This is a genomic window from Nocardia sp. NPDC047654 (assembly GCF_043205035.1).
Lineage (GTDB): Bacteria > Actinomycetota > Actinomycetes > Mycobacteriales > Mycobacteriaceae > Nocardia.
This window is the reverse complement of record NZ_JBIDDF010000003.1, coordinates 394979-407064: the sequence shown is the minus strand read 5'-3', so window position 1 is coordinate 407064 and position 12086 is coordinate 394979. Positions and strand designations below refer to the sequence as shown.

11 protein-coding genes are annotated in these 12086 nt (G+C 70.0%); 1 reads left to right on the top strand and 10 read right to left on the bottom strand.

Features of this window, described 5'->3' with window-relative positions:
- Positions 1-6: 6 nt before the first annotated feature.
- The gene (locus ACGF7Y_RS15140) at positions 7-1515 is read right to left on the bottom strand and encodes an amino acid permease (RefSeq protein ID WP_393233781.1); all 1509 of its coding nucleotides are present in this window, start codon (positions 1513-1515) and stop codon (positions 7-9) included.
- A gap of 410 nt (positions 1516-1925) precedes the next feature.
- Here ACGF7Y_RS15140 and ACGF7Y_RS15135 point away from each other — a divergent pair, with 410 nt between their 5' ends.
- Entirely contained in the window at positions 1926-2444 is a 519-nt protein-coding gene (locus ACGF7Y_RS15135; RefSeq protein ID WP_393233779.1) for an SRPBCC family protein, read from the top strand.
- A gap of 9 nt (positions 2445-2453) precedes the next feature.
- Here ACGF7Y_RS15135 and ACGF7Y_RS15130 read toward each other — a convergent pair whose 3' ends face one another.
- The 9 genes from ACGF7Y_RS15130 to ACGF7Y_RS15090 all read right to left on the bottom strand — a co-directional run bounded on the left by ACGF7Y_RS15130 (position 2454) and on the right by ACGF7Y_RS15090 (position 11789).
- A complete protein-coding gene (locus ACGF7Y_RS15130) occupies positions 2454-3401 on the bottom strand; it encodes an exopolyphosphatase (protein ID WP_393233777.1) in 948 nt (315 codons plus the stop codon).
- A 2-nt stretch (positions 3402-3403) separates the two neighbouring features.
- The gene (locus ACGF7Y_RS15125) at positions 3404-3934 is read right to left on the bottom strand and encodes a DUF501 domain-containing protein (protein ID WP_393233775.1); all 531 of its coding nucleotides are present in this window, start codon (positions 3932-3934) and stop codon (positions 3404-3406) included.
- Positions 3931-4545, bottom strand: coding sequence for a septum formation initiator family protein (locus ACGF7Y_RS15120; RefSeq protein WP_393233772.1), 615 nt, complete (start codon positions 4543-4545; stop codon positions 3931-3933). Before ACGF7Y_RS15120 ends, ACGF7Y_RS15125 begins: the two co-directional genes overlap by 4 nt.
- A 91-nt stretch (positions 4546-4636) precedes the next feature.
- A complete protein-coding gene (eno, locus tag ACGF7Y_RS15115) occupies positions 4637-5923 on the bottom strand; it encodes a phosphopyruvate hydratase (RefSeq protein ID WP_040869660.1) in 1287 nt (428 codons plus the stop codon).
- Between the two features lie 114 nt (positions 5924-6037).
- Positions 6038-6763, bottom strand: a complete 726-nt coding sequence (locus tag ACGF7Y_RS15110) for a lytic transglycosylase domain-containing protein (RefSeq protein WP_393234010.1) — start codon at positions 6761-6763, stop codon at positions 6038-6040.
- Between the two features lie 82 nt (positions 6764-6845).
- Positions 6846-8531 (bottom strand): ABC transporter ATP-binding protein, encoded by a 1686-nt coding sequence (locus ACGF7Y_RS15105; protein WP_393233770.1) that lies wholly within the window; start codon positions 8529-8531, stop codon positions 6846-6848.
- Positions 8528-9349, bottom strand: coding sequence for an ABC transporter permease (locus ACGF7Y_RS15100; protein WP_393233769.1), 822 nt, complete (start codon positions 9347-9349; stop codon positions 8528-8530). Before ACGF7Y_RS15100 ends, ACGF7Y_RS15105 begins: the two co-directional genes overlap by 4 nt.
- Positions 9346-10287 carry an ABC transporter permease gene (locus ACGF7Y_RS15095; RefSeq protein WP_393233766.1) on the bottom strand — a complete coding sequence of 314 codons (942 nt, stop codon included), beginning with the start codon at positions 10285-10287 and terminating at the stop codon, positions 9346-9348. The genes ACGF7Y_RS15100 and ACGF7Y_RS15095 overlap by 4 nt, the downstream gene beginning before the upstream one ends.
- On the bottom strand, positions 10272-11789 hold the full coding sequence (locus ACGF7Y_RS15090) for an ABC transporter substrate-binding protein (protein ID WP_393233763.1): 1518 nt from the start codon (positions 11787-11789) through the stop codon (positions 10272-10274). Before ACGF7Y_RS15090 ends, ACGF7Y_RS15095 begins: the two co-directional genes overlap by 16 nt.
- Between the last annotated feature and the right edge of the window lie 297 nt (positions 11790-12086).

Genomic DNA, 12086 nt, shown 5'->3' with positions numbered 1-12086 from the left:
GCCGCGCTACCGGGTGGCCGCGGCCTTCCGGACCAGGGAGTGGCGCCGGGAGTAGGCGAAGTAGACGACGAAGCCGATCAGCATCCACACCAGGAACCGCAGCCAGGTCTCCACCGACAGGTTCAGCATCAGCCACAGGCACGACAGCACCGCCAGGATGGGGATCAGCGGCACCAGCGGCACCCGGAATCCGCGCGGCAGGTCCGGACGCGTGCGTCGCAGGATGAGCACGCCGATCGACACCAGCACGAACGCGAACAGCGTCCCGATGTTGACCATCTCCTCCAGCGTGCCGAAATCCACGAACCCGGCCAGTAGCGCGCACGCCACGCCGACGATGACGGTGACCCGCACCGGCGTGCCGTTGGTGCCGGTGTGCGCGAGCCTGCGCGGCATCAGTCCGTCGCGGGCCATCGCGAACAGCACCCGGGTCTGTCCGAGGTACATCACCATGACCACCGTGGTGAGACCGGCGAGGGCGCCGATCGAGATGATGTTCTTCGCCCAGGTCACCCCGTGGATGGCGAACGCCGTCGCCAGCGTCGCGTCGCCGCCGGACAGTTCGGTGTAGGGCACCATGCCGGTGAGCACGAGCGACACCGCGACGTACAGGACGGTGACGATCAGCAGCGAGCCGAAGATGCCGCGCGGCACCGCCTTCTGCGGGTTGCGGGTCTCCTCCGCCGTCGTGGCGACCACGTCGAAGCCGATGAACGCGAAGAACACCAGGCTGGCCGCGGCGAGCAGGCCGTACCAGCCGAAGTTGCTGTCCCCGGCGCCGGTCATATAGGAGAACAGCGACTGCCGCAGGCCCTCGCCCCGCTCACCGGGCTGCGACGGCGGAATATAGGGCGAGAGGTTCGAGGACTTGAAATAGGTGAAGCCGACGACCAGCACCAGCGCGATCACACCGAGCTTGATGGCGACCGCCACCGCCGACACCCGCGAGGACACCTTGGTGCCGGTCGCGAGCAGCACGCCGAGCACGGCGATCAGCAGCACCGCGCCCCAGTCGAAGGTCACCGGGCCGAGGTGCGCGATCGGCGAGATGTCCCCGAGCACCTCGCCGAGGTACTGCGACCAGCCCTTGGCCACCACCGCCGCGGCGAGGGCGAACTCCAGGATCAGGTCCCAGCCGATGATCCAGGCGACGAGCTCGCCGAAGGTGGCGTAGGAGTAGGTGTAGGCGCTGCCCGCCACCGGCACGGTGGACGCGAACTCGGCGTAGCACAGCGCGGTCAGCCCGCAGGCGATCGCGGCGAACACGAAGGCCAGCGAGACCGACGGTCCGGCGACGTTGCCCGCGGTCCGCGCGGTGAGAGTGAAGATGCCCGCCCCGACCACGACGGCCACGCCGAAGACGGTGAGGTCCCAGGCGGTCAGGTCCTTGCGGAGTTTCGAGTCGGGTTCGTCGGTGTCGCGGATCGACTGTTCGATGGATTTGGTGCGGAACAAACCGCCCCACCGAGACGAGACATCACCCGCCGGATCGGCTTGTGGCCCGGGGTTAGTCACGCGTTCTCCTTAGATCGTGCTGCTGTGCTTGGTGTTCTGTACCCATCCGGCGAGGTGATGCACGCCGACCAGGAATTTGCTGAACCATGGTGCGATGGCGGCGACGATCAGCCCCCGCACAAACCATGACCGTCCCGGCGGTACCGGAAATCGGCGAACTCGTGACCTGGGTCATAGAACCGAGCCAAACTACCCGACATCGACATTCCGAGACCAACCGAGCCGTGGCATTGCCGCTTCAACCATCCTTCGAAGATCGCAGCTCGGACAGCGTTGTGGAGGATTCGTATGTTCTGTTCACGCCCCTGGGGCAACCGGGTCGCGGCAGGTGGTTTGCCCGCCGCACCACCGGGCACCCCGCAATCGACAGGCAAACCCGCAACGGCCTACCCCCAGAAAGCGTTGAGCTGATGGTCCACGTGGAAATCACCGTGCCGACGACACCGGAACAGGTCTTCGACGTCCTCGCCGACGGATGGCTGTTCTGCGCCTGGGTGGTCGGCGCCACGCACATCCGCGACGTCGACGGCGAATGGCCGGGCGTCGGCTCCCAACTGCACTACAGCGCGGGCGTATGGCCGTTCACCGTGAACGACACCACGCAGGTCGTGTCGGTGGATCCGCCGCACATGCTCGAACTCGAGGCCAAACTCTCGCCGCTCGGCGCCGCGTGGATTCGTCTGGAACTCGTGGAGACCGCACCCGGCGAGACCCAGATCCGGATGTACGAGCACGCCGAGCGAGGGCTGGGCAACCTGGTGCCCAACATTGTGCAAGAACTGCTCCTGGTGCCGCGGAACAAGGAATCGCTGTCCCGGCTCGCCGATATCGCGGTCGGCAAAGCCCGTCTCGCGGGCCGCACGCAAGCTCGCCCGGGAGCGGAGACACACGCCGAGGCACGGCTCGACGGCCACGTGCCGCAGAACTGACCGGCCCGGTCAGGCGATCGACAGGGCGATGCCGTCGAGGATGTCGTGCTCGCTGACGACCAGCTCGGCGATGCCCGCGCGCCGGGACAGTTCCTCCGCGAGCACCTCGGTGATGACCGCGCCGCCGCCGATCACGTCGACCCGGCCGGGGTGCATCGGCCCCAGCGCGGCGCGCTGATCGTGGTCCATGGCGATCAGCCGGTCGCAGACCCGGCGGACCTGGTCCATGGTCAATCGGGTGAGATGCACCCGCTCCGAGTCGTATTCGGGAAGATCGAGCGCGACCGCGGCCAAGGTGGTCATCGTGCCCGCCACGCCGACCCAGGTGTGCGCGCCCTCCACGGGGACGTGCGTGAACGCTTCGGTCAACCGCTCGGTGGCGAAGGAGCGGGCTGCGGCGATCTCTTCGGCGGTGGGCGGGTTGCCCGCGAGGCAGCGCTCGGTGATCCGGACGCAGCCGATGTCGGCGGAGAACGCCGAGCGCACCCCCGCGCTGTCCCCGAACACCAGCTCGGTCGATCCGCCGCCCAGATCCACCACGACGAAGGGACCCGAGGCGCTGGACAGTTCGCCGATCGCGCCCGCGAACGACAGGCGTGCCTCCTCGTCGCCGGTGATCACCTCGGCTTCCGCACCCGCGACCACGGTGCCGAGTTCGGCCCTGGCCATCGCGAAGAAGTCCTCGCGGTTGGCGGCGTCTCTGGTGGCGGAGGTGGCCACCATCCGCACCCGGCCGACGCCCGCCTCACGCATCAGCGCGGCGTAGTCGGCCAGGGCAGCGCGGGTGCGTTCGATCGCCTCGGGCGCCAGCGAACCGGTCGCGTCGACCCCTTGGCCCAGGCGGACGATGCGCATCTCGCGGTGGACGTCGGCCAGGCGCCCGTCACCGAGCACGTCGGCGATCAGCAGCCGGATGGAGTTCGTGCCGCAATCCACGGCGGCTACGCGGTCACTCATCACTATGCTCCAGTCTCTCGCGGGCCGGTCGGGCGCGGCGCGGGCCAGTCGGCCGGAACGGCGGTGCCACGCAGGCCGTGCTCGGCGGCCAGCGCCACCGCCTCGTCGCCGAGCGGATTCACCCCCGGCCCCTTGGCCAGTGCGTGCGCGATCAGGACGTGCAGGCACTTGACCCGCTCGGGCATCCCGCCGCCGGTGAAATCCGTACCGAGCGATTCGATTTCGTCCCGTTCGGCCAGATAGCTCTCGTGTGCGGCGCGATAGGCGGCGGACAGCTCCGCGTCGGCGGCCAGCCGCTCGGTCATCTCGCGCATCACACCGGCGGATTCCTGCCTGCTCGCCTCCGCGGTGAGCCGGGGATCGGTCAGATAGTAGAGCGTCGGGAAGGGGGTGCCGTCGGGCAACCGGGGCGCGGTCTTCACCACGGCCGGGATCCCGTCCGGGGTGCGATAGGCGATGGCGAGCACGCCGCGCGGCGCACGGCCGAGCTGCTCGGCGATGATCGCGAGATCCTGGTCGTTCGGGGCGGTCACCTAAATCCTTCCGGTGCTTGCGTTGCGGCGGGCGGCGCCGGAGCGGCCGCGGGCGTCGGCTGTGGCTCGGCGATGCTGCGCCACAGTTCGGTGTACCAGGGATCGGGTTCCCTGGCTCTGGTGGGCGCCGGGGGCGGGGCGGGCGCCTCGATGCCGGGCACCTGCACGATGTACGGCGTCTCGCCGGGCAGCACCAGGCGAAGGCGGTCGCGCGCCTCGGTCCGGATGTAGGCCGGATCCTGTTGCTGCGCACGGCGATCCCGCAGCCGGGCCAGATCCGCCTCGAGTTCCTCGCGCTGCTGCGCGAGCTGCGCGGCCTCCGCGCGCTGGGTGAAGTACGTGCGCATCGGCACGGCGAGGGTGAGCGCGAGCCCGCACACCACCATCGCGAGGATCACCGCCTTGCCGGTGGAGAGCCCCAGGAACGTGTGGTCGTGCCTGCCGACGGCCGAACCCCGCGCGCTCTTGCGCGGGTTCGGCTTCTCCGCGGTCTCCGATCGCCTGCGGCCACGCTTGGCCGCGGCATCGGCCGGGCGCGATCCGTCGGCACGCGACGTGCGGCGGTCCCCACGTCCGGCCGGACTGGTCCCACGCGCACGTCGCTCCGTCATCTCACGCCTCGGTCTCTGCTTCGCGGCACTCCCGGGGCCCTGGATGGTCACGCACCGCTACCTCCTCAGGGCCCGTCGCTCGTATCGCAGATCAGCCTTCGAACGCGAAGCGAGGAAACGCCACGTCGCCGGCGTAACGAGCCGAATCGCCGAGCGCGTCCTCGATGCGCAGCAGCTGGTTGTACTTGGCGACCCGCTCGCTGCGAGCAGGGGCGCCGGTCTTGATCTGGCCGCTGCCCACCGCGACGGCGAGGTCGGCGATGGTGGTGTCCTCGGTCTCGCCGGACCGGTGCGACATCATCGTCTTGTAGCCGTTGCGGTGCGCCAGCTCCACCGCGTCCAGGGTCTCGGTGAGCGTGCCGATCTGGTTGACCTTCACCAGCAGCGCGTTGGCGGCGCCCTTGGCGATGCCCTCTTCCAGGCGCTCCGGGTTGGTGACGAACAGGTCGTCGCCGACGAGCTGGATCTTCTCGCCGATCTGGTCGGTCAGGGTCACCCAGCCGTCCCAGTCGTCCTCCGACAGCGGGTCCTCGATGGACACCAGCGGGTAGGCGCCGATCAGGTCGGCGTAGAACTGGGCCATCTCCTCGGCCGAGCGCACGACGCCCTCGAACTTGTAGCCGCTGCCGGTGCTGTAGAACTCGGTGGCCGCGACGTCCAGCGCGAGTGCCACGTCGCTGCCCAGCTTCAGGCCGGTCTTGGCGATGGCCTCGCTGATCAGGTCGAGCGCGGCCTTGGTGCCCGCGACGTCGGGTGCGAAACCGCCTTCGTCACCGAGGCCGGTGGACAGGCCCTTGGCCTTCAGCACCGACTTCAGCGCGTGGTAGACCTCCGCGCCCCAGCGCAGCGACTCCTTGAAGGTGGGCGCGCCGATCGGGGCGACCATGAATTCCTGCACGTCGACGCCGGTGTCGGCGTGCGCGCCGCCGTTGAGGATGTTCATCATCGGGACGGGCAGCACGTGCGCGTTCGGACCGCCGAGGTAGCGGAACAGCTCAAGCCCCGAGGACTCGGCGGCGGCGCGGGCCACGGCCAGCGACACACCGAGCAGGGCGTTTGCGCCGAGCCGGGACTTGTCCTGGGTGCCGTCCAGGTCCAGCAGCACCTGATCGACGGTGCGCTGCTCCACGGCATCCAGGCCGATGACGGCGGGCGCGATCTCGTCGAGCACACCATCGACCGCCTTGCGCACGCCCTTGCCGCCGTAGCGTTCGCCACCGTCGCGCAGTTCGACGGCCTCGTGCTCGCCGGTGGACGCGCCGGAGGGCACGGCCGCCCGGGTCAGGGTGCCGTCGTCGAGAGCGATCTCGACCTCGACGGTGGGGTTACCGCGGGAATCCAGGATCTCGCGAGCTCCGACCTGTTCGATGATGGCCACGAAAACGACACTCCTTCGGCTGCTGACACGGTTGGTCTCACGGGATGGGCCGTGCGTTGCGAGCCTATCGTCCCGGCAGCGAGGCGGGTAACCGGCACTCCGGGGACCGGGGGATCACACCCGGCGGCCGACGCTGTAGCTCGCGGCTCGATCGCGCACCGTCAGCAGGTAGCTGTGCGACTGGTTGTAGGTGAGCAACGCGCGCTGCCAACCGTGCTCGGAGGTGAGATCACCGCCGCTGTCGCACAGGTACCTGGCGGCGGTGAGCGCGGCATCGTCGATGTTCTGCGGATCCGCGGTCGCGTCCCCGTTGGCGTCGACGCCCCAGCGCTTCCAGGTCTCCGGGATGAACTGCAGCGGGCCGACGGCGCGGTCGTGCACCGGATCGCCGTCGAGTGCGCCGCGATCGGTGTCCTCGACCAGCGCGACGCCGGGTGAGCCGTCCAGCGGGATGCCGATGATCGGCGGGCGGATCGAGCCGTCATCGCCGAGCCGCGCACCGCGATGGGTGCCGTGCCCGCTCTCCACGCTCGCGATGCCGGCCAGTGTCGTCCACGCGATGCCGCAGTCGGGGCGGGCCCTGGTCATCACGGCCGCCGCGTAGCCGTACGCCTCCAGGGCGACCGGCGGGATGCCGAGCCGCCCGGCCTGCTCGCCTGCCCAGCCGCGCAACTGGACGGCCGTGCGGCCGGGAGCGTCCAGGTCGATCACGGGCAGCGGCACCCCGGGTCCGGGCGGAATGCCTTCCGGGATCGGGGTGCGGTCGATCCCGCAACCGACGAGCCCGAGAATCACCACGACGGCGGCCGAGACGCCGGTCTTTCGCAACACCCCTTCCATGATCCAGATGACGGCTCGTGCGCGCGGCAAGCCGGTGACGGAGTCCACGGCGTGTCGGCCGTGCGCATGACCCCGCGGCGGTTCAGACGAGCAACTCGTTGGTCGCGTTGTGCGTCGGCGCGGCGAGAACGGTTCCGGTGTGACCCGATTCGGCGATCCGCCCCTGATCGAGGACCAGCAGGCCGGGACAGTATTCGGCGACCAAGGCCATGTCGTGGGTGATGATCAGCAGGGCGGTGTCGCGTTCGGCCCGGATCCGGTCCAGCAGCGCCATGATCGCGGATGCCGTGGTGTGGTCCAGTGCCGAGGTGATCTCGTCACACAGGAGCACGGCGGGTTCGGCGGCGAGGGCGCGCGCCAGGGCCACGCGCTGGCGTTGTCCGCCGGACAGCTCGTGCGGGTAGCGGGCGGCGAGGTCGGCGGACAGTTCGACCGCGGCGAGCAGTTCGGTGATCCGCAGCGCGAGGTCCCGGCGCGCGACGCGCCCGATCCGCCGCAGCGGACGGCCGAGCGTCTGCGCCACGGTGCGGCGCGGGTTGAGCGCGGAGCGAGGGTTCTGGGTGACCAACTGAATGCCGCCCGCGCCGTATCGGATTCGCCTGTTCGCACCCACGACGATCGGGTTCCCACGCAACTCCAGTGATCCGGTCGCCGAACGGTGCAACCCCGCGATGACGCGCGCCAGAGTGGTCTTGCCCGCGCCCGACGCGCCGACCACCGCGAGCGCCGAACCCGCTTCGAGCGCGAAATCGATGTCGGCGAGCACCTGGTGTCCGTCGATCGAGGCGTTGATCCCCTCGGCGCGCAGCGCGAGGTCCGGCGGTCGATCGTCCGTCGCGACGACAACGGAGGACGGGTGACCGTTGCTGGTCGAGCCGCCGGGCCGCAACCATCCACCGTCGGGCACCGGCGCGAGCTCGGCCCGGCCGCCGACCGCCATGGCGTCGACCGGATCAGCGGACGTGGCGGTCGGCGGGCCCAGTGCGGACCCGGTCACCACACCGGATGTTCTCGCTGCTGTAGCGGTTGCCCGAACCGGAGGCGCGGATACCTGAGGCACCACACCGAGTTCGACGATGTCGTCGGCGATCGAGTGCACGAGTGCGGTGTCGTGACCGGACAGCAGGATCGCCGTCGACCGCTCACGGGCGAGCGCCGCGAGTTGTCCGGCGATGTCGGTGCGCAGCGCGCCGTGCAGCCCGGCGAGCGGCTCGTCGAGCACCAGCACGCCGGTGCGGCGGATCAGCGCCCTGGCGAGGGCGACGCGGCGCTGCTGGCCGCCGGAGAGTTCACCGGGACGGCGGCGCAGGTAGTCCGGCGACAGGCCGACCAGTGCCAGCGTGTCGGTCAGGGTGGACTCGGGCGCGTCCGGAGCGACCTCGCGCAGCAGGGCGCGCACGCGCAGCAGCGGATTCAGCGCCGAACCCGGGTCCTGCCCGACGAAGGCGATGTGCCGACGCCGAAACCTGTGCAGGGCGGAACGATCGAGCGTCAGCACGTCATGTCCGGCGACCGACGCCGATCCCGTCGCGCGCGCCTGAGCGGATGGCAACTGCCCGAGCAGGGCGCGCATCACCGTCGTCTTACCCGACCCGGACGGGCCGGTCAGCGCCGTCACCGTGCCCGCCGGTATCCGGAAACTCGCGGGACCCGCCAATTCCCGGCCGTTCGGTCCCAGCACGGTCAGACAGTCGACCGAGACGAGATCGGTCGCCGTACCCTCCGCCTCCACCGCAGCCGCCGGGCAACCGCGTTTCGTCACGTTCATTCCCGCTCCCCTCGCCCGAACGCCGAGACCGCCAGGTTCACGCTCACCGCGACGATCGCGATGGCGAGGCTCGGGGCCAGCACGGCCCACGGATTGAGCAGCATGCCGGAGGTGTTCTCGCGCACCATGACCGCCCAGTTGGTCGCGCCGAGCGTCGTGGGCAGTTGCAGGAAGGACGCCGTGCTCACGAGATAGACCCCAGCCACGAAACGCAGCCCGAGCTGGGTCGTCGACACTTCGCGCAGATTCGGGATCACTTCCCGGAACACCAGGTGCGTCAGCGGCTCACCGGCGGCCCGGGCGCTCTCGACATATCCGGATGCCGCGACCCCGGCGGCGGCGGCGGTGAAGATCCGCGCGCAATAGGGGACGCCGAACAGCAGCGCCAGAACGATCAGGCCCCAGGTGCCGGCGTCGGGCCACGAGGTGAGCACGAGCAGGATCCCCAGCACCGCGGGCAGCAGAATGAACAGGTCGGTGCCCAGTTCGATCCACTCGCCGATCCGCGGGCGCAGTGCCGCGACCGCGCCGAGGACACACGACACCCCGGTCACCGTCACCGCGATGATCGCGGCCACCAGCAGCAATCCCCAACCGCCGTACAGCAGTTGGCTGAGCACGTCGCGGCCCAGCCGGTCGGTGCCCAGCGGCGCGCCCGCGCCGGGATCGCCGAACGGGATGCCGATCGCTTGCTCCGCCGGGTGCGGCGCCAGCGTCGGGCCCAGCACCGCCAGCAGGGTGACCAGCAGCGCGGGCGCTACCGTCAGCCGGCCGAGCCGTCGACGCGCCGCACTCGCGCCCTCGGAGGAGGGCTTCATCGCCGCCCCCGCAACGACCAGCTGCGGATGCCGTCGGCGGCGGCCAGCATGATCATGATGATCACCCCGGACAGCGCGACCACCGCGGCGACCACCGAGGTGTCCCGATCGGCCACCGAGCCGGCCAGGACCGCACCGAGACCGGGGTAGTTGAAGACGGTCTCCACCACCAGTGCCCCGCCGAGCAGCATCCCCACCGTGGTGGCGAAGCTGGCGACGATGGTCGGCAGCGCGAACGGCAGCACGTGCCGAACCAGCACCGTCCGGCTCGAAATCCCGTCCAGCACCGCGCTTTCCACATGGGGCGCCAGCGCGGCGTCGGCCAGGGCGGCACGCACCACCCTGGTGTTCCAGCCGGCCTGAGGCAGTGCGAGCGCAAGCACCGGCAGCACCAGCATCTCGGGGCCGGCGGGCATCCCGGAACGGCCGGTGATGGTGACCGCGGGCAGCCACCCGAGCGCCAGCGCGAACACCAGGATCAGCAGCGTGGAGATCACGAACTCGGGAACCGCCACGGCGGTGGTCGTCGTCGGCTGCAACACGCGCGCGGCCACGCCGCCCGGACGCGTCGCCCACCACGCGCCGAGCGCGAGCGACGCGAGCACGGTCACCGCGAGGGCGAGCCCACCGAGCAGCAGCGTCGGCGGGAACTTGTCGACGAGCAGGTCGTTGACCGGCCGTCCGCGCGCGGTTCGCCCGAAATCACCGGTCGTGACGCCCGATATCCAGTGCCAGAACCGCACCGTCAGGGGGCGGTCCAGTCCGAGTTCGTGTTCTTTGGCCGCGATCTGCTCCGGCGTGGCCTCCCGGCCGAGGACGGCGCGGGCGGTGTTGCCCGGCAGTAGGTCCACGGCGACGAAGACGCAGGCCAGCAGCGTCACCAGCAGGATGACGCGCCGGAGCAGGAGTCGCGCGAAGGAGATCACCCGGCCAGCCAAGCCCTTTCCAATTGGACGCGGGCGAAGCCGCCGAGCGTCGGCAGGTCGCGCACCCGCGACGCGGCGATGTCGATACCGTCGGCCATGCCCCAGACCAGGTATCCGCCGCGCTCGTACTGGATGCGCTGTAGTTCCTTGGCGGCCAGCTGATATTCCTCGTCGCTGTGCGCGCCGAGCGCTTTCGCCGTGGCCGCGTCGAACGCCGCGTCCTTGAAGGCGGTCTCGTTGCGATTCGATCCGCCCGCCAGCAATTTGCTCGCGAAGAAGAGCGTGGAATCGTTCGTGCCCCAGGAGATCGTGTACAGCGGCGCCTTCAGCCAGGTCTGGTCGTAGAAGGCGTTCGGCTCCTGGGTGACCACGTCCAGCCGCACACCGATCTCGGCGAGCTGGGTGGCGATCACCTTCGCCGACTCGACCTCACCGGGCGCCTCGGCCTTGGTGACGAACGGATAGCCACGCCCGGTGTCGAAATTCGCCTCGCGCAGCAGCGCCTTCGCGCGGTCCATGTCGCGGGTGCGCTGGGCGAGGGAGGTGTCGTAGAGCGGGTCACCGGTGCCGAGGACGTCGTTGGCCACTGTTCCGTATCCGGAGTGCACCTGGTTGACCAGAGCTGCGCGGTCGACGCCGAGCCGCAGGGCGGCGCGCACCCGCGGGTCGGCGAACGGCCCGTCGGAGGTGCGCATGGCGACGCCGACCACCGTGTCGTTCGAGCGGCGCACGACTGTCAGGTCACCGCGGCCCTCGGCGGTGCGTCCCGCGATGGCGCCGACGTTCGATGCGAGGTCGATCTGCCCGCCGAGCACCGCGTTGCCCAGCGCGGTCACGCTTTCGAACATGGTGACCTCGATGGCGTCCAACGGCGGCGGACCACCGTGCCACTGCTCGTTGCGCACCAGTCGGGCGTTGCCGCCCTGATAGGACTCCAACCGGAACGGTCCGCTGCCGACCGCCTTGGTGAAATCGGTGCTGTCCTTCTTCATCGTGAAGGTCATCAACCGGACCAGCAGCGGCAGTTGGTTGTTCGGCTCGGGCACCGTGAGGATCACACGGTTCGGCCCGTCGGCGGTGATGTCCTCCACGGCCACCGGCATTTTCGAGGCGCCGCCGACCGTGCGCAGCCTGCGCAGCGACCACACGACATCCTCGGACGTCACCGGTGATCCGTCGTGGAAGATCGCGTTCTCGGCGAGGGTGAAACTCCAGCGCCGCCGATCGGCGTCCGGCTCCCAGCGAGTGGCCAAGCGCGGCACGACATTCGGGTTACCGCCCGGCACGGTGAGGGCGTCGTACACCAGGGAGGCGATCAGGAAGTCGCTGTCGTTGCTGAGGTTGGCGTGTGGGTCGCGTTCGATGCGAGCCGCGGTGCCGAGCGCGCCCACCCGCAGCGTGCCGCCGCGCCGCGCGGGGCCGGACGAGTCCGCGCCGTCGGAACAGGCGGCTACCAGCAACACCGCCCCCGCCCCGAGACTCGACCGCAGCAGTTGCCGTCGATTCAAAACCATTGCGCTGCCCTCATTCCTGAACCGAACCCACCTCGGTACCGCCCACCCAGTGTATTGATCAGGACAGGCTACCCTAATGGATTGCGCGACTCGCCGGTTCCGGCACCGAAACGGCAGCGCAAGGGCGTACCGCCCGCAAACTCCCGAATCGAGCGCGAGCGCACCCGCCGACCACCGGCCCGGGCCGAAGCGTGGTTATGCGATCCGGCTATTTTTCGCCGACTCGCTTAGGTAAGCCTTGCTTCACTAAGACGGAAGGGATACCTTCGCATACAGAACGTGACCCCTGCTTTTCGA